Below are 18,364 nucleotides of genomic sequence, written 5' to 3'. Positions count from 1 at the left end.
TGCCCGACCACACCAGGAGGAACTGTGAGCAGCGATCGGGACGGGATCCGCGGGGGCTGGGCCACACCCGGCGATGACCAGCCCGACGCGGAATCGGCCATCGAGACCACCGGCGAGTTCACCATCGACTACGCCCCGCCCGCCTGGTACACGCAGAACGCGTCCGGGGCCCCGGGGGGTTCGGGTGGCGCGGGCGACGCCGGTGACGCGCACGGTTCCGGCACGGCCGGCGGCTCCGGTGCTGCTCCGCTTCCGCAGTTCCCGTCCGGTTCACCCGACCCGGGGCCGACCGCGCCGACGTACACGACTCCGGCGGCCGGTACGGCGACGCCGGGCGGCCCGTACGCCCCGCCGGTCCCGCCGGCTCCCCCGGCACACGCGCCGGGCGCGCCCTACGCATCGCCCGCTCCTGCCCCGGGGGCGCACTTCGCCTCGCAGGCTCCGGCCGGTGCGCCGTACGCACCTCCCGCGCCGCCGACCGGCAGCCCGGTTCCGGTGCCTCAACTGCCCGAGGGGTTCGAGCCGCAGCAGCTCTCACAGCCGGCCGAGCCGTCGCGGCAGCAGAGCGATGCCGCCGTGCCGCCGACCGCGCCCGAGCCGGACAACGGGGACCTGGAGAGCGGGGCGACCATGCGGTTCTCCGCCGTCGCGCTGAAGCGCGAGATGGCCGAGATCGCGGAGCGCGCGGCCGCCGAGGAGAGGGCCGCCGGCGCTGCGGACGAGGATGCCGCGCAGGGTGCGGAACCGCTCGCCGAAACCGGTGACGTCGCGGCCGGAGCCGCGGACGAGGCCGCTCCGCCGAGCGGCTCCGTCGAGGAGAGTGCCGGCGAGCACGGCAGCGGTGACGGTGACTCCGAGGGCGCCCAGGTCACGGCGACGGCGGGGGACGCCGAGGGAGCGGACGCCGATGCGACCGCTCCGGCCGAGCCGGACGAGGTCACGGAGCCCGCCGGGGCCGACGAGTCCGCCGCCACCGCGGCCGGGGCCGGTCGTACGGATGCGGAAGCGGAGGACGGCACGGAGGCAGGGGCCGCCGCAGGCATCGCCTCCGAGAGCGGCAGTGCGGGCGACGAGTCCGCCGAGCCCGCGTTCGCCCCGCAGGCGCAGGACGGCACGGCTACTGACGCCCAGCCGGACGCGACGGTGTCCGGGGACACCCCGGCGCAGGACGGTACGCCCGAAGGCGGGGCCCCGCAGACCGCCGTCCCGCAGCAGGCCGCCCCCGCCGATCCGGCCGCTCCCGGTACCCCCGAGGGCGCACCGCCCGCCTGGGGGCCGCCGCCCGCGCAGCAGAACGGGCTGCCTCCGCTGCCGCCGTCGTACCAGCCCGCCGCCCCCGCGCCGGCCGCCCAGTGGCCGGCGCAGGCCGCGCCGCCGCAGCAGCCGGGCCCGATGCCGGCCGGTCAGGCGCAGCCCGCCGCCGCGCAGGGTTCCGGCGGGGTACCCGGGCAGCAGCCGCCGTTCCAGCCGCAGGCGCCCCAGCCGGCGCCCGCCGCCTGGCACCAGCCCGGTCAGCCGCCGGCCGCCGGAGCACCCGGGCACCCTGGCCCGACGCCCGAGCAGCCCGGTGGTTACGGCTTCCCGCAGCAGGGACAACAGCAGCCCCACGCCGTCCCCACGCCGCCCGGCGGCTACGGCTTCCCCCAGCCCGGACAACCGGGACAGCCGGGACAGCAGCCGAACGCAGCCGCGCCCCAGCCGCAGCACCCCGGCACGCCCAACCCCCCGGCCCAGCCCGGCGGTTACGGCTTCCCGCAGCAGGGACAACAGCAGCCCCACGCCGTCCCCACTCCCCCCGGCGGCTACGGCTTCCCCCAGCCCGGACAGCCGGGGCAGCAGCCGAACGCAGCCGCGCCCCAGCTGCAGCACCCCGGCACGCCCAACCCCCCGGCCCAGCCCGGCGGTTACGGCTTCCCGCAGCAGGGACAGCAGCAGCCCCACGCCGTCCCCACTCCCCCCAGCGGCTACGGCTTCCCGCAGCCCGGACAACCGGGACAGCCGGGACAGCAGCCGAACGCGCAGAACCCGGAGGCCGGTCCGGCGGCTCAGGCCGCGCAGCCGGCCGCCGACCCGCGGGCCGGTGCGGCCTGGCCGCAGCCGATCCAGCACGACCAGCGGCAGCCGACCAATCCCGGTGCCGCGCCGCTGGGTTACACCGCGGCCGTGGAGCTGTCCTCGGACCGGCTGCTCAACAACAAGCGGCAGAAGGCGAAGAGCGGCCGGCCCGCCGCCGTCGGGTCCCGTTTCAAGCTGGGCGGGAAGAAGGAGGAGGCCGAGCGGCAGCGGAAGCTGGACCTGATCCGCACGCCGGTGCTGTCCTGCTACCGGATCGCGGTCATCAGCCTCAAGGGCGGTGTCGGCAAGACGACCACCACCACCGCCCTCGGCTCGACCCTCGCCTCGGAGCGGCAGGACAAGATCCTCGCGATCGACGCGAACCCGGACGCCGGCACGCTCGGCCGCCGGGTGCGCCGGGAGACCGGGGCGACCATCCGCGATCTGGTCCAGGCGATCCCGTACCTGAACTCGTACATGGACATCCGGCGGTTCACGTCGCAGGCGCCCTCCGGTCTGGAGATCATCGCCAACGACGTCGACCCGGCCGTCTCGACCACGTTCAACGACGAGGACTACCGGCGCGCCATCGACGTGCTGGGCAGGCAGTACCCGGTGATCCTCACCGACTCGGGCACGGGCCTGCTGTACAGCGCGATGCGTGGGGTGCTCGACCTCGCCGACCAGCTCATCATCGTCTCGACGCCGTCCGTCGACGGGGCCAGCAGCGCCAGCACCACCCTGGACTGGCTGTCCGCGCACGGGTACGCCGACCTGGTCTCCCGGTCGATCACGGTCATCTCCGGAGTGCGCGAGACCGGAAAGATGATCAAGGTCGAGGACATCGTGTCGCACTTCGAGACCCGCTGCCGCGGGGTGGTCGTGGTGCCCTTCGACGAGCACCTGGCGGCCGGTGCCGAGGTCGACCTCGACATGATGCGGCCGAAGGTACGGGAGTCGTACTTCAACCTCGCGGCCATGATCGCCGAGGACTTCGTGCGGCACCAGCAGATGCACGGGCTGTGGACCAACGACGGCAACCCGCCCCCGGTGGCCGCCCCGCCGATGCCGGGCCAGTCGATGCCGCCCCAGCCGTACCCCGGCCAGCCGATGCCGGGCCTGCCCTATCCGGGCGGGCCCACGACGGACCAGCCGTATCCCGCTCAGCCGTACCCGGGACAGCCGTACCCCGGACAGCCTCACCAGGGCCAGCCCTATCCGCCGCAGCCCGGCCAGCCGTACGCGCCGCAGCAGCAGCCGTACCCGCCACAGCAGGCGCAGCCGGGCCAGGGACAGCCGTACCCGGAGCAGCAGGCGCAGCCGGGCCAGGCACAGCCGTACCCGGAGCAGCAGGCGCAGCCGGGCCCGCCCCACCCGCAGGGCGCTCCCGGACAGCCCTACCCGCCGCAGCCCGGTCAGCCCGGGGCGCAGCCGCCGCAGGCCCAGCCTCCGCAGGCTCCGCCGCAGCAGTAGGCCGCGGCCGGGGGACGGTACGACGAAGGGCGGCCGGTGCGCATCGCACCGGCCGCCCCTTTTGGGTCCCGGACCCTGCCGGGTCCCTACGCCTCCGCCGCCACGATCTCCCGGCACCGCTTCACGTCTGCGGCCATCTGCTCCAGCAGCGCCTCGAGCGACTCGAACTTCGCCTGGCCGCGGACGTAGGCGACGAACTCGACGGCTACGTGCAGGCCGTACAGGTCGAGGCCGACGCGGTCGATGGCGTACGCCTCGACCGTGCGCTCGGTGCCGTCGAACTGCGGGTTGGTGCCGACCGAGATCGCGGCCGGCATGATCTCGCCCTGCGCGTGCAGGTATCCGGCGTACACGCCGTCGGCCGGGATCGCGGTGTGCGGGAGCGTCTCCACGTTGGCCGTCGGGAAGCCCATCTCACGGCCGCGCTGGGCGCCGCGCACCACCACGCCCTCCACGCGGTGCGGCCGGCCCAGGATCTCGCGGGCACCGGTCACGTCGCCCTCGGCGACCAGACGCCGGGTCAGGGTCGAGGAGAACGGCTCGCCGCCGCCCGCCTCACCGGTGACGTGCAGGTCGACGACCTCGACCTCGAAGTCGTAGATCTTGCCCTGCTCGATGAGGAAGCCGACGTCACCGGCCGCCTTGTGGCCGAAGCGGAAGTTCGGGCCCTCGACGACCGCCTTGGCGTGCAGCTTGTCGACCAGGACCTTGACCACGAAGTCGGCGGGCGACAGCTTCGAGAACTCGGTCGTGAAGGGGAGGATCAGGACCGCGTCGACGCCCAGCTCCGTCATCAGCTCGGCCCGGCGGTGGTGCGGGGCGAGCAGCGGCGGGTGGCTGCCGGGGCGGACGACCTCGCTGGGGTGCGGGTCGAAGGTGACGACGACGGCCGGGACACCCAGCTCGCGGGCGCGGTCCACGGCGTGCTTGATGATCAGCTGGTGGCCGCGGTGGACGCCGTCGTAGGAACCGATGGTGACGACGCTGCGCCCCCAGTCCTGGGGGATGTCCTCCAAGCCACGCCAGCGCTGCACTGTGACCGCTCCTCGAACCCTTGTCCGTGTCTACCGTTGACCTCTTGTGCAGGTCTAAGGGTGCCATGCCGGGTGCCCGGCCCCCGCATCGGCATGGAGGCTGTGACCGGGCGCACGTTCCCCGGCGGGTCAGGCCGGTACGCGGACGCCGGCCAGGTTGTCGATCATGCGGTGGGCGCTGGGGCCCACCAGCGCGGCCCAGTCGCCGGGGGCCTCGCCCAGCCAGCGGGCCATCCGGGCGGCGAAGCCGGGCGCGTGCCGGGCCAGGTCGACGAGGGCGCAGTCGAAGCGGGTGGCGCCGTCGGGCGTGCGGACGAGGAGCAGCCCGGTGCGGTGGACCAGTGCGCGCAGCTCCGCCTCCCGGCCGTCCCCGTGCGGGACCGCGGCGTACAGGACGGCGTCCAGGACGGACGGCTCCCGCTCGCGGGCGAGCAGGAGGTCCAGCAGCTCGCGCCGCAGGGGCCGGGACGCGGGGGCTCCGGGGGCGGCGAGGACGGTGGCGAGGGCCGTCCTGACCTCTTCGGGGCCGTCGTCGAGCAGGCCGGTGACCAGGGGCGGCAGGACGGAGCGGGCGGCGGGGCCCCGGTCCAGGCAGCGGTCCAGGTAGTCGGCCGCGGGCGCGGCCAGTTCCGGGCGCGTCCGCACCGCCTCCCGGACCAGCGCGGCGACCCGGCCGGCGACGGCCTGGTGGGTGACGTCGGCGAGCGTGCGCAGCGTCTTTGCGGCGCCCGGACCGTCGTCGCCGCCCAGGCGGGCGCGGAGCGCCTCCAGGACCGGCTCGGGATGGGTGGTCAGGGCCGGGACCAGGGCGCCGGGCGGGAACAGCGGATCGCCGTCGGTGAAGTGGCGCAGCGCCTCGGTCAGGTGCCGGTCGCGGGTCCCGGGGTCGAGCACCAGGAGGGCGAGGGCGCCGCCGTGCAGGGTGCGGTCGGCGGGACGGGCGAGCAGGGCGAGGGCGGCGTAGCGCAGCAGCTCCCGGTCGGCCGCCGAGTGGACGTGGGGGGCCGTGCGCAGCCCGGACACGACGGCCGCGGCGCGGCGGGCGGCGCGGCCGTCGTGCGCCCAGCGGTCGACGGCCCGGCAGACCGCCGAGGGCTCGTCCTCGGCGAGAACGGCGAGCAGTTCGTCGGCGCGCGGGTGCTCACGGGTCACGAGGACCTCGGTGAGGTCGTCCAGGGCCCCGTGCCGATGGGTGTGCAGCAGCGCCTGGGCGGCGGTCGCCACGGTGGCGTCCGGGGTCGCGGGCAGCGGCCGCTCGTCGTCGAACCAGCCGGCCAGGTGCGGCTGTACGGCACCGGGCCGGTCGGCGAGCAGCCGGGCCACGGCGTCGAGGTGGCGTCCGCCCGCGTCGGCCGGCTCCGGTGGCGCGGTGTCCGCCAGGACCAGCTCGCGCAGCAACGCGAGGCACTCCTCGACCGGCACGGGCAGTGCGGTCCAGAAGGCGGGCCCGAACTCGGCCGGTACGGGACGCTGTTCGCGGCGCCAGGTGACGATGTGGTCGGCGAGGACACGCAGCACCCCGGTGTACGGCGTCGCGTCCGGGACCGCGAGCAGGGTGCGGGCGAGGAGACGGGCGGGCCACCAGGCGCTCGGCTCCATGTCCAGGGCGTCTGTCAACTCCCGTAACCGCAGGCCGAGTTCGCGGTGACCGCGCTGGCGGGCGAGGAGGAGCAGGGCCTGGACCACGGGGCCGGCCCGGTGGTGCGGCAGGGGCGCGAGGCGCGGGTCCCCCGGGGTGCGGGGGTGGTGGACGAGGGCGTCGAGGGCGTCGTCCAGGTCGAGGTGCAGGCCCTGGATCCAGTCGGCCAGTTCCTCGTGGGCGAAGCGGTAGCCGTCGCCGGCCGGGACCAGGAGGCCTTCGGCGAGGACGGCGGAGGCCCAGCCGGAGCCGCCGCCCAGGCGGGCCGGGGCGGGCCCCCAGGGGAACACCGCGTCGAAGGACTCCCGGTCCAGTTCGCCCTGTCCGGTGCCGAGGCTGCGCCGGGCGGCCTGGTGCACCTGCCCGGCCACCCGGGCGGCGAGCCGCCGTACGGCCGTGCCGCGCAGGCCGTTCTCGGCGGCGAGACGGACCGCGACGCGCAGGCACATCAGGTCCAGGTGGGCGGCGAATACCTCGTGCCGGTCCACGGGACCGGAGGGGGACGTGTCGTCCGGAAGGGCGGCACGGACCTCGGAGAGCAGGCGCAGGGTGAGCGGGTGCCGGGCGTCGCGGTGGCCGAGGGTTCCCTCGGGGATGCGGTAACGGGCACGGGCCTCGCGGGCCTCCTCGCGGGTGAGATCGCCGATCCTGACGCACGGCGGCAGCGGGGTCCCGGCGTCCGCCCCCGTGGGCGAGTGGAGCAGTCCGGCGGGGAACTCGGCGCCGGCGCGCTCCCAGTACTCCTCCCGGCAGGCCACCACCAGCCGCGTGCCGGTCTCTCCCAGCCACTGCGCCGTGCCCCTGATCCAGTCGGCCGGCCGACGGGCGAGGGCGGGCGGCATCTCCTCCGGTCCGTCGAGCAGGAGCAGCAGCGGGCGGCCGGCCCGCCGTGCGAGGCCGGCCACCCGCTCGGGGGTGAGGGCGGCGGTGTCCGCGGGGGGCGCGGCGGGACCGGCGGCGACGATGCGCGCGGCACGCGCCAGGCTGCGGCCCACCGCGTCGGCCACGGACTCGTCGGTGTCCTCCAGATCGGCGCCACGCAGCCACAGAGTGGGGGCGGGCCGCTCGGCACCGTGGCGGCGGGCGGCGAGGGCCCCCAGTTCCGTCGTACGGCCGCTGCCCGGGTCGCCGACGAGCCCGAGCACGGCGTGGCCCGCGACGGTCCCGCCATCGGCATCGGCATCGGCATCGGCGAGGGCTTCGGCGAAGACGTTCAACTCGTCCGTCACTTCGGCGCGTCCGACCGGTCGCACCGGAGCGAGGCCGGCCGCCCCGGTGTGCCCGGCCAGGGCGCCGGGCGGCCCGTCCTGGCCCACCGAGGTCGCGGTCAGTTCGAGGACTCCGGCCAGGTTGAGATCGGCGCCGTGGGCGGGCACGGTCGCCGCGTTGCGGGCGAGCAGGTCGGCGAGCGGGCCCTCGGCCGCCGGTCGCAGGGGCACCGCGAACCCGGTGTCGCGCCGGTCGGAGTGCAGGGCGGTGCCGAGCACGCCGAGCACCGCGCCCGTCCCGGCGTCCAGCACCGGTCCCCCGGCCGCGCCACCACCGAGCCGGAGGGCGTCCTGGCCCGCCGTTCCGATGGCGAGTTCCAGGGCGTCCTCGATGAGGTGGAAGCGGTCGGTGGCGGTGTAGGTCACCTGGGTGGCGGCCAGCAGCCGTGCCTCGCGCCAGCAGCCCGCGGCGACTCGGACATAGGTACCGGCCTCGACACGTTCGCGAACGGTCAGTGGCAGCGGCGCCAGGTCCAACCCCTCCGTACGGACCAGGGCCAGGCCCAGTTCGGGCAGCGCGGTGACGGCCTCGGCACCGACCAGACAGGTCCGCTGCCCGGCGGCGTGCAGTACGAGCCGCCCGAGCCCGTCGACGGCTTCGTGACTGGTGAGGAGGGTGCCGCGATGATCAGCGAGAAACCCCGTCCCACGGGGTCGCCCGGCCAGATCACGAATCTGCACGAGCCCGTCGAACCCTCCCCGGTCCGTACCGCCGCCATGGCCGACGGCAACGGCCCGCCCCGGAACAGCGGCCCGGCCCAGGTCACCGGCCCGACTTTGATCATCGACTCCGCTCGGTCCACCCATGACCGTCAGCCCGCCGGCGGACTCCAGGGCACCGATCCCACCCGGAACATCGGCCAAGCCCGGGCCACCGGACCCGCCCCATGCGGCGACACCGCTGAGATCGCACGGGCCGCCGGGGCCGGGGGGCCCGTCGATCGGCTCCGGGCCGTCGGCGTCCCATCGGCCGCAGGTCCCACCGGAAACGTCGGCCGAACCCGGTTCACCAGGCCCACCCGGGGCGTCGGCACCCCTGAAGTCGGCGGTCCGGCCCCGGGCGGCGGACCCGCTCGGGTCGCCAGGCGCCCTCGGGGCGGCGATCCAGCCCGGGAGGCCGGCCCAGGTCGCGTTGACGGTCTGCTTCGGGGCGTCCGCCCCACCCGGTCCACCGGCACGGTCCGCGACGCCGGTGCCGTCCATGAGGCCGTCCGGGCCCGAACGGTCCGGGGCGGTGGCCCCGCCGGCGTCGCCGCCCCTGCGGTCCGGGAAGACCGTGTCGCTCTCGGGGCGGGCGGGGTCGAAGACGTCGGGGGGCTCTGGCTTCTCGTCCTGTGCCGCCATGGCCGTACCCTCCCCGCCCGTACACACGTGCCCTCGTCTTCGACGGTAGGCCGAGGATGATCAGCGGGACAGTTCGCGCGGCGAAAGCGCCCCCTTCCGCTCCCCCGGTTCACTCCGAGCGCCTGCCCGGACGGGTGAATGAGCGCAGGGGGTTGGATACACCCTAGGAGTGGGGGAACCGAGGGGGAACCGTGGAGCGGCGGCAGTGGCGGTACCCCGTGGCCGCCGCCGCTCCACGGGCAGACTCGCGCTCCGGCCGGAGCCGGGCTCCGGTCAGCCGAAGACGGCCAGGCTCTTCGCCTTGCCCTTGTGCTCCTCGACCAGGGCGAGGAACCGGCCCTCCAGGTCGAACACGGCGACGGGACCGGCGCCCGCGTACTCCTCGGGCATCTCCAGGCGGACGCCGTTGAGCAGCAGCCCGGCGCGCCGCACGTCCACCTGCCAGCGCGGGAAGGCGGCCGTGGCCGCCTCGGCGACGGGCATCACGGTCAGCTCCTGCTGGAGCTGGTCCAGCGTCTTCGCGGAGTCGAGCTTGTACGGCCCGACGCGCGTCCTGCGCAGCGCGGTGAGGTGACCGCCGACGCCCAGGTCGGCGCCCAGGTCACGGGCGAGGGCGCGGATGTAGGTGCCGGACGAGCAGACCACCGAGACGATCAGATCGAGCACGGCGGTGCCGTCCTCGGCGACGGCGTCCCGGACGTCGTACACCGCGAAGGAGGACACGGTGACCGGGCGGGCCGGGATCTCGAACTCCTCGCCCTCCCGGGCCCGCTTGTACGACCGCACACCGTTGATCTTGATGGCGCTGACCTTGGACGGCACCTGCATGATGTCGCCGGTCAGCTTGGCGATGCCGGCGTCGATGGCGTCCCGGGTCACCTTGGAGGCGTCCGTGGTGGAGGTGATGTCCCCCTCGGCGTCGTCGGTGAGCGTGTTCTGGCCCAGGCGGATGGTGCCCAGGTACTCCTTCTCGGTCAGCGCGAGGTGCCCGAGGAGCTTGGTGGCGCGCTCGACGCCGAGGACCAGCACGCCGGTCGCCATCGGGTCGAGGGTGCCGGCGTGGCCGACCCGGCGGGTCCGGGCGATGCCGCGCATCTTGGCGACCACGTCGTGCGAAGTGAAGCCCGACGGCTTGTCGACGATGACAAGGCCGTCGGGCGTGGTGTGCTTCTGGGTCATTCCGCGGCGTCGCCGTCCGTCTCGGCGTTCTCGTCCTCGCCCGGCTTGCGGTACGGGTCGGCGCCGCCCGCGTACGCCGCGCCCGCGGAGGCCTCGCGGACCGCCGCGTCGGACTGCCGGGCCCTGTCGAGCAGGTCCTCGATGGTCCGGGCGGTGTCCGGGAGGGCGTCCGCGACGAAGGTGAGGGTCGGCGTGAACTTCACCCCGGCCGCGCGGCCGACCTCGGAGCGCAGGATGCCCTTGGCGCTCTCCAGGCCGGCGGCCGCGGCCTGCCGCTCCTCGTCGTCCCCGTAGACCGTGTAGAAGACGGTCGCCTCCCGCAGGTCACCCGTGACCCGGGTGTCCGTGATGGTGACGTGCGAGCCGAGCCGCGGGTCCTTGATCCCGCGCTGCAGCTTCTGGGCCACCACCTCCCGGATGAGGTCCGCCAGCCTTTTCGCCCGCGCGTTGTCGGCCACTGGTCCGTCTCCCGTTCTTTCTTCTTCTGGCGTTCTGTGGGTTGGTCGTCGTCAGTCGTCTTCACCGTGGAGGCGCCGTCTCACGGACAGCAGTTCCACTTCGGGGCGACCGGCGACCAGCCGTTCGCACCGGTCCAGTACGTCGGCGAGGTGCGCCGTGTCGCCGGAGACCATGGCCATGCCGATGATCGCTCGCCGGTGGAGGTCCATGTGGTCCACCTCGGCCGCGCTCACCGCGTACTTGCGCTGGAGTTCGGCGACGATCGGGCGGACGACGGAGCGCTTCTCCTTCAGCGAGTGGACGTCGCCGAGGAGCAGGTCGAAGGACAGAGTCCCCACGTACATGTGTGTAACCGGTTCACCCGCCGGTACGGGATCGGTGGCCCCGGGACCGTATGGCCGGGGACACCAAGAACGGTACCCCGTACCCGCCGGTGGCTCGACAGGGTTTCCACGGCACCGTCGGCCGGACCGTTGCCCCGGGGACGGAGCCCCCGGGGCAACGGCGCGCCGGCCGGCGGGACCGCAGTCCCGCCGGCCGGCGGCGAACCGTGGGGTGTTACACCCGCGGCTTCTCTCGCATCTCGTACGTCGCGATGACGTCGTCGACCTTGATGTCGTTGAAGTTTCCGAGGTTGATACCACCCTCGTAGCCTTCGCGGATCTCGGTGACGTCGTCCTTGAAGCGACGCAGGCCCTCGATGTTGAGGTTCTCCGCGACCACCTTGCCGTCGCGGATGAGGCGCGCCTTGGTGTTGCGCTTGACCTCGCCGGACCGGATGAGCACACCGGCGATGTTGCCCAGCTTGGACGACTTGAAGACCTCGCGGATCTCCGCCGTGCCGAGCTCGACCTCCTCGTACTCCGGCTTGAGCATGCCCTTGAGGGCCGCCTCGATCTCCTCGATCGCCTGGTAGATGACCGAGTAGTACCGGACGTCCACGCCCTCGCGCTCGGCCATCTGCGCAGCGCGGCCGGCCGCGCGGACGTTGAAGCCGATCACGATGGCGTCCGAGCCCATCGCCAGGTCGATGTCGGACTCCGTGACCGCACCGACGCCGCGGTGCAGGACGCGGATGTCGACCTCTTCGCCGACGTCCAGCTGGAGCAGGGAGGACTCGAGGGCCTCGACGGAACCGGAAGCGTCACCCTTGATGATCAGGTTCAGCTGCTGGACCTCGCCGGCCTTGAGCACCTTGTCCAGGTCCTCCAGCGACACGCGGCGCGTGCGCTTGGCGAACGCGGCGTTGCGCTCACGGGCGGCGCGCTTCTCGGCGATCTGACGGGCCGTACGGTCCTCGTCGACCACCAGGAAGTTGTCGCCCGCACCCGGGACGTTGGTCAGGCCCAGGACCTGGACCGGCGTCGAGGGTCCGGCCTCGGCGACGTTGTTGCCGTTGTCGTCGAGCATGGCGCGCACACGACCGTAGGCGTCGCCCACGACCATCGTGTCGCCGACCCGCAGCGTGCCTCGCTGGACGAGGACCGTCGCCACGGCACCGCGGCCGCGGTCGAGACGGGACTCGATCGAGATGCCCTGCGCGTCCTGGTTCGGGTTGGCCCGCAGGTCGAGCGAGGCGTCGGCCGTGAGGACCACGGCCTCGAGCAGCGAGTCGATGTGCAGACCCTGCTTGGCGGAGATGTCGACGAACATCGTGTCGCCGCCGTACTCCTCGGCCACCAGGCCGTACTCGGTCAGCTGACCGCGCACCTTGGTCGGGTCGGCACCCTCGACGTCGATCTTGTTGACCGCGACGACGATCGGCACCTCGGCGGCCTTGGCGTGGTTGAGCGCCTCGACCGTCTGCGGCATGACGCCGTCGTTGGCCGCGACGACCAGGATCGCGATGTCGGTCGACTTCGCACCACGGGCACGCATGGCGGTGAACGCCTCGTGACCCGGGGTGTCGATGAAGGTGATCTTGCGCTCTTCTTCGTTGACCTCGGTCGCGACCTGGTAGGCACCGATGTGCTGGGTGATGCCGCCGGCCTCGCCCGCGATGACGTTCGTCTTGCGGATGGCGTCGAGCAGTCGGGTCTTACCGTGGTCGACGTGACCCATGACGGTCACGACCGGCGGACGGACGACCAGGTCCTCCTCGGAGCCCTCGTCCTCACCGAACTCGATGTCGAAGGACTCGAGCAGCTCGCGGTCCTCCTCCTCGGGGCTGACGATCTGAACCGTGTAGTTCATCTCGTCGGCGAGGAGCTGCAGCGTCTCGTCGGAGACGGACTGCGTGGCGGTGACCATCTCGCCGAGGTTCATCATGACCGCGACGAGGGACGCCGGGTTGGCGTTGATCTTCTCCGCGAAGTCCGTGAGCGACGCGCCGCGGGAGAGGCGGATGGCCTCGCCGTTGCCGCGCGGCAGCATCACGCCGCCGACGCTCGGGGCCTGCATGGCCTCGTACTCCTGGCGCCTCTGCCGCTTCGACTTGCGGCCACGACGCGCGGGACCGCCGGGACGGCCGAAGGCGCCCTGCGTGCCACCACGGCCACCGGGACCGCCGGGACGGCCACCGAAGCCGGGACGGCCACCGCCGCCACCGGGACCACCGGGACGACCGGCGAAGCCGCCACCGCCGCCACCGGGACCACCGGGACGACCGGCGAAGCCGCCACCGCCGCCACCCGGGCGACCGGCGAAGCCGCCGCCACCCGGACGACCGCCGCCGCCACCGGGACGACCGCCGCCACCGGGACCACGGCCGCCGGGGCCACCGCCACCGGGACGCGGGCCGGCGGCGGGACGCTGAGGCATCATGCCGGGGTTCGGACGCGGACCGGCCGGGCCGGGACGCGGGCCGCCCTGCGGGCGGGGCATGCCGGACGGCGACGGACGGTTACCGCCCGGAGCCTGCGGACGGGGACCGCCGCCCTGGCCACCGGGGGCCTGCGGACGGGGACCGGCGCCGGGGGCACCGGGGCCGCCGGGACGCGGGCCGCCCTGCGGACGGGGCGCCTGCGGGCGCGCCATGCCGGTGGAACCACCGGACGTGAAGGGGTTGTTGCCCGGACGCGGGCCGGCCGGGCGGGCACCCGGACGCGCACCCTGGCCACCGGGGCGCGGGGCACCCTGGCCGGGACGGCCACCCTGGCCCTGACCGGAAGCCGCGGGACGGCCACCGGGCTTCGGCGCACCGGGACGGGCGCCGGGACGCGGGCCCTGCGCGGCCGGAGCCTGCGGGGTCTGCGGAGCCTGCGGGGTCTGCGCCGGCGGAGCGGTGAACTCCGGGGCGGCCGGGGCCGGACGCGGCGCGGGCTTCGGACCCGGGACCGGACGCGGGCCGGGGGCCGGCGTCGAGGCCGCGGGGGCGGACGGAGCCGCGGGCTGCGGGGCGGCCGGCGGCTTGGGGGCACCCGGCTTCGGGGCACCCGGACGGGCCGCCTGCGCCTGAGAGGGCGCGGCGGGCCTGGGGGCAGCCTTACGGGGGGCGGGCTTGCCGGCGGACTTGCCGGAGCCACCGCCCTGGAAGGCGTCGGTCAGCTTGCGTACAACGGGCGCTTCGATCGTCGAAGACGCCGAACGGACGAATTCACCGAGTTCCTGGAGCTTGGCCATGACGACCTTGCTCTCGACACCGAACTCCTTGGCGAGTTCGTAGACCCGGACCTTAGCCACTTCGCTCCTCTGAGGTCCGGGTTGCGTCCGGACCGTCGCTAGTTCATGGGCGTACTCATCGCGTACTCATCGAGTGCTCATCGCAATCTCGACCTGCTTTCGACTCGCGAGGTACCAGGCCGCACGGGGGGTTCCGCGCGGCTCGCTTCTTACGGTGTTGCCTGCTCGGCAACTGTCTGTCGCTCGACGTACCGGCGCAACGCCTTTACGTCGAGCGGCCCGGGGACGCGGAGCGCCCGAGGGAACGCCCGACGGCGTTCCGCCTGGTCGACACAGACCTGGTCGGGGTGTACGTACGCACCCCGGCCGGGCAGCGTACCGCGAGGATCGGGAACGCACTGTTCCTGATCCGCCACGGTCCGCAGCAGAGCGTCTTTGGCCGCTCGCTGCCTGCACCCCACACAGGTGCGTTCAGGGCATGCGCGGGCTCGCGTCCGGCCAGACACTCCTAAGTCTACCTCCCCGCGCCGACCTCACCCCTTCGGGGGAAAAGTCGAACAGTTGCTTGCTGCAGCGTGACGTATTCTCAGCGTCACTCGGCCGGGATCTATTCCCCGTCCCGGTCCTCGGCCTGCTCGGTGTCCGGCCGGATGTCGATCCGCCAGCCGGTCAGCCGGGCGGCGAGCCGGGCGTTCTGGCCCTCCTTGCCGATCGCCAGCGAGAGCTGGTAGTCCGGCACGGTCACCCGGGCGGACCGGGCGGCCAGGTCCACGACGTCCACCTTGCTCACCCGGGCGGGTGACAGCGCGTTCGCCACCATCTCGGCCGGATCGTCCGACCAGTCGACGATGTCGATCTTCTCACCGTTCAGCTCGCCCATGACGTTGCGCACCCGGCCGCCCATCGGGCCGATGCAGGCACCCTTGGCGTTCAGGCCCGAACGGGTGGACCGTACGGCGATCTTGGTGCGGTGACCGGCCTCGCGGGCGATCGCCGCGATCTCGACCGAGCCGTCGGCGATCTCCGGCACCTCCAAGGCGAAGAGCTTCTTCACCAGGTTGGGGTGCGTGCGGGAGAGCGTCACCGAGGGGCCGCGGACGCCCTTGGCCACCCGGACGACGTACGAGCGCAGGCGCATGCCGTGCGGGTACGTCTCGCCCGGCACCTGCTCCTGCACCGGCAGGATGGCCTCGAGCTTGCCGATGTCCACGAGCACGTTCTTGGGGTCGCGGCCCTGCTGGACCACGCCCGTGACGATGTCGCCCTCACGGCCGGCGTACTCGCCGAGCGTCGCGTCGTCCTCGGCGTCGCGCAGCCGCTGCAGGATGACCTGCTTGGCGGTGGTCGCGGCGATCCTGCCGAAGCCGGACGGGGTGTCGTCGAACTCGCGGGGCGCCTGGCCCTCCTCGAGGTCCTCCGGGTCCTCCTTCGCCCACACGGTCACGTGCCCGGTCTCCCGGTTGAGCTCCACGCGCGCGTGCCGGCGGCTTCCCTCGGTGCGGTGGTAGGCGATGAGGAGGGCCGACTCGATCGCCTCGACCAGCAGGTCGAAGGAGATCTCCTTCTCCCGCACCAAGCCCCGCAGGGCGCTCATGTCGATGTCCACGGCTACGCCTCCTCCTCTTCCTTCATGTCCTTCTTGTCCTTGCGGTTGAACTCGACCTGGACGCGCGCCTTCGCGATCTCCGGGAACGCGAGTCTGCGGGCGGTCGCCTTGCGGCCCTTCACCCCGGGCACCTCGACCTCGACGCCGTCCTCGTCCACCTCGAGGATCCTCGCGACCAGTTCGCCGCCCTCGGCCAGCTGGAACCTGACCAGCCGGTCGGTGGCGCGCACGTAGTGCCGGTGCTCGGTGAGGGCGCGCTCGGCGCCGGGGGTGCCGACCTCCAGGTCGTACGTGGCGTCGCCCATCGCGTCGGTCTCGTCGAGCTTCGCCGAGAGCGCGCGGCTCACATCGGCGATCCGGTCCAGGTCCGCTCCGGTGTCGGAGTCGACGGTCACGCGCAGCACACGCTTGCGTCCGACGGATTCCACGGTGATCTCTTCGAGGTCGAGCCCCTGAGAGGTGACGAGCGGTTCCAGCAGCTCTCGCAGCCTCTCGCTCTGGGTGGTGCTCATCCGGGTGACTCCTCGGCCGCGTGTGCTGTTGTGGGATGGGTCGCGTGTCTGGTCAAAGGGTATCCGGTCGCAGGGAGTGTTGCCGTCCACCTGTGTACGCGCGGTGCCGGTGAGTGGCGTACCGGCGGGGCGCGGGTACGGTGATCACGGACAGCCCGTCCCACGGCCGTTGCCCCTCCTTGCCGTTCCCCGTCGTTCCCTCCGTACGAGTGCCCGAGGACGTCTGCAGTGTCGTACTCCCCGCCGCCGCGCACCCCCTCGGGTCCGCGCAGAAGATCCCTGCTCGCCTCGGCCGCCGGGGCCGCCCTGCTGGTGGGCTGCTCGGCCGGCCCCGACTCCGCCGCCGGCGGTGCTTCTTCGGTGAGCGCGCGGGCACGCGCGCGCGCGGCCCGGGACAGCGAGGGGCTGCTGGAGCGGTACGACGCGGTGCTCGCCGCGCACCCCGCGTTGGCGGGGCCGCTGGAACCGCTGCGGGCTCAGGTCGCGGCGCACCGGGCGGCGTTCGCCGGCCACACCGGCACCGCCACCGGCACGCAGGCGCCGGCGTCCGCCTCCGCCGGTTCCACCGCACCGGCGGACTCCGCGTCCTCGCCGGCCCTGACCGTGCCCGCCGGTGAGAAGGACGCGCTGGCGTTCCTCGCCACCGCCGAGCGGAGCCTGGCCGACCGCCGGGCGAAGGACCTGCTGGACGTGCCGGGCGAACTGGCCCGGCTGATGGCGTCGTCGGCGGCGTCCGGGGCTGCGCACGCGTACCTGCTGACCGAGGGGGCCAAGTGAGCGAGCGGGACGGATCGGCCGAACTGACCGCGCTGCAGGCCGCGCTGGCGGCGGAGCACGCCGCGGTGTACGGGTACGGCGTCGTCGGCGGGCGCGTCGGCGACAAGCGGCGGAAGCAGGCGCGGGCGGCCTACGACGCCCACCGGGCACGCCGTGACGCGCTGGTCCGGGAGGTGCGTGAGCTGGGCGGTGAGCCGGTCGCCTCCAGCGCCGCCTACGCGCTGCCGTTCCCGGTGGCGGACTCCGCGGCCGCGGTGCGGCTCGCCGCCGATCTGGAGGAGCGGGTGGCCGGTGTCTACTCGGACCTGGTGCGGGCGACGACCGGGGAGCGGCGCGGCGCGGCCGCCGGGGCGCTGCGGGAGGCCGCGGTGCGGGCGGTGCGCTGGAGCGGGGAGAGCGTAGCCTTCCCTGGGCTCGCCGAACGGACCGGTGACGACACCGGTGCGGCGGGGCCCAGTACCTCGGCGTCCCCGTCGAGGTGACGGCGGGGCCGCCCGTGGGGCAGGCCCAGGAGAGGAAGGAAACGACTCGCGCATGGTTTTCGAACCGCCCCGGCGCCTGGTGCGGGCGCTCGCCGAGACGGCGCCGGCCGGGGACGACTGGCTGGCACGGCTGCCGGAGACGGCCGAACGGACGGTCGCGCGGCGCGAGTTGACGGTGGAACGGGTCCAGGTGCCGGGCGGCCGCAGCAGTCTGGTGGTCCTGGTCCGGCGGGCCGACGGCGCTCCGGCGGTGCTGAAGCTGGCCCCGGGCCGGGCCCGGCCGGAGAGCGAGCGGGCGGCGCTGGCGCACTGGGCGGGACGGGGCGCCGTGCAGCTGCTGGAGTCGGACGACGGGGACAGCGCGGACGGGGCGCTGCTGCTGGAGCGGCTGCACCCGGACGTGTCGGTGCGGTCGCTGCCGGAGGCGAAGGCGCTGCTGGAGGCGGCGGGGACGCTGCGGCGGCTGTGGGTCGAGCCACCGGACGGGACCGCCTTCGAGACGGTGGCGGAGCGGACCGGGCGGCAGGCCGAGGCGATGCGGACGGGCGCGCTGACCGAGCCGGAGACCGCACCGCTGGTGGACGCGGCGCTCACGGCCCGTGCGGAACTGCTGGCCGCTCCGCCGGACCACCGGCTGCTGCACGGCACCTTCCGGCAGAGCAAGGTGCTCGCCGGGGAGCGGATGCACTGGCTGGCGGTGGGCCCGGACCCGGTGGTCGGCGAGTGCGCCTTCGATCTCGCGCGGCTGGTGCGCGACCGGGTGGAGGACCTGATCGCCAACCCGTCCGGCGCGTCCACCACCCGGCGCCGGATCAAGCGGCTCGCGGAGTCCCTGGAGGTGGACCTGGACCGGCTGCGCGGCTGGACCCTGTTCCGCGCCGTGGAGTCCGGGGTCCGGGCCCTGCGAGTGGGCCGCCCCAAGGACGCCGAGCTCCTGCTCGAATTCGCGGGCTGGCTGTAGCCCGACGCTCGCCG

Annotated in this window: 13 protein-coding genes; 4 read left to right on the top strand and 9 right to left on the bottom strand. The window is 74.3% G+C overall.

From position 1 onward, the window contains the following. Positions 1–24: 24 nt before the first annotated feature. The gene (locus tag ACWCPN_RS20445) at positions 25–3,528 is read left to right on the top strand and encodes an SCO5717 family growth-regulating ATPase (protein ID WP_451207948.1); all 3,504 of its coding nucleotides are present in this window, start codon (positions 25–27) and stop codon (positions 3,526–3,528) included. Positions 3,529–3,614: 86 nt separating this feature from the next. On the opposite strand, the gene ACWCPN_RS20440 is transcribed toward ACWCPN_RS20445, so the two are convergent. From ACWCPN_RS20440 to rimP, 9 genes are all read right to left on the bottom strand, one after another. Then, complete coding sequence (locus tag ACWCPN_RS20440; RefSeq protein WP_451207945.1) at positions 3,615–4,562, bottom strand: bifunctional riboflavin kinase/FAD synthetase; 948 nt, start codon at positions 4,560–4,562, stop codon at positions 3,615–3,617. 129 nt (positions 4,563–4,691) lie between these two features. Then, entirely contained in the window at positions 4,692–8,276 is a 3,585-nt protein-coding gene (locus ACWCPN_RS20435; protein WP_451208058.1) for a trypsin-like peptidase domain-containing protein, read from the bottom strand. 810 nt (positions 8,277–9,086) lie between these two features. Further along, entirely contained in the window at positions 9,087–9,992 is a 906-nt protein-coding gene (truB, locus tag ACWCPN_RS20430; protein WP_451207942.1) for a tRNA pseudouridine(55) synthase TruB, read from the bottom strand. Further along, positions 9,989–10,450, bottom strand: a complete 462-nt coding sequence (rbfA, locus tag ACWCPN_RS20425; protein WP_199212216.1) for a 30S ribosome-binding factor RbfA — start codon at positions 10,448–10,450, stop codon at positions 9,989–9,991. Before rbfA ends, truB begins: the two co-directional genes overlap by 4 nt. Positions 10,451–10,501: 51 nt before the next feature. Further along, positions 10,502–10,795 carry a DUF503 domain-containing protein gene (locus tag ACWCPN_RS20420; protein ID WP_359556302.1) on the bottom strand — a complete coding sequence of 98 codons (294 nt, stop codon included), beginning with the start codon at positions 10,793–10,795 and terminating at the stop codon, positions 10,502–10,504. A 214-nt stretch (positions 10,796–11,009) separates the two neighbouring features. After that, entirely contained in the window at positions 11,010–14,072 is a 3,063-nt protein-coding gene (gene infB, locus ACWCPN_RS20415; RefSeq protein WP_451207939.1) for a translation initiation factor IF-2, read from the bottom strand. A 149-nt stretch (positions 14,073–14,221) separates the two neighbouring features. After that, the gene (locus ACWCPN_RS20410; protein WP_199212214.1) at positions 14,222–14,518 is read right to left on the bottom strand and encodes a YlxR family protein; all 297 of its coding nucleotides are present in this window, start codon (positions 14,516–14,518) and stop codon (positions 14,222–14,224) included. A 101-nt stretch (positions 14,519–14,619) separates the two neighbouring features. Then, positions 14,620–15,618 carry a transcription termination factor NusA gene (nusA, locus tag ACWCPN_RS20405; protein ID WP_199212213.1) on the bottom strand — a complete coding sequence of 333 codons (999 nt, stop codon included), beginning with the start codon at positions 15,616–15,618 and terminating at the stop codon, positions 14,620–14,622. 2 nt (positions 15,619–15,620) lie between these two features. Continuing rightward, the gene (gene rimP, locus ACWCPN_RS20400; RefSeq protein WP_199212212.1) at positions 15,621–16,130 is read right to left on the bottom strand and encodes a ribosome maturation factor RimP; all 510 of its coding nucleotides are present in this window, start codon (positions 16,128–16,130) and stop codon (positions 15,621–15,623) included. 228 nt (positions 16,131–16,358) lie between these two features. On the opposite strand from rimP, the gene ACWCPN_RS20395 reads away from it, so the two are divergent. The 3 genes from ACWCPN_RS20395 to ACWCPN_RS20385 are packed head-to-tail and all read left to right on the top strand — an operon-like array spanning position 16,359 to position 18,350. Further along, the gene (locus ACWCPN_RS20395; protein WP_451207935.1) at positions 16,359–16,907 is read left to right on the top strand and encodes a hypothetical protein; all 549 of its coding nucleotides are present in this window, start codon (positions 16,359–16,361) and stop codon (positions 16,905–16,907) included. Next, on the top strand, positions 16,904–17,389 hold the full coding sequence (locus ACWCPN_RS20390; protein WP_451207931.1) for a ferritin-like domain-containing protein: 486 nt from the start codon (positions 16,904–16,906) through the stop codon (positions 17,387–17,389). The genes ACWCPN_RS20395 and ACWCPN_RS20390 overlap by 4 nt, the downstream gene beginning before the upstream one ends. A gap of 52 nt (positions 17,390–17,441) precedes the next feature. Then, entirely contained in the window at positions 17,442–18,350 is a 909-nt protein-coding gene (locus ACWCPN_RS20385; protein ID WP_451207928.1) for an aminoglycoside phosphotransferase family protein, read from the top strand. Positions 18,351–18,364 lie beyond the last annotated feature (14 nt).

The organism is Streptomyces sp. NPDC002386 (assembly GCF_053593175.1).
This window is presented reverse-complemented; position numbering and strand designations above follow the sequence as displayed.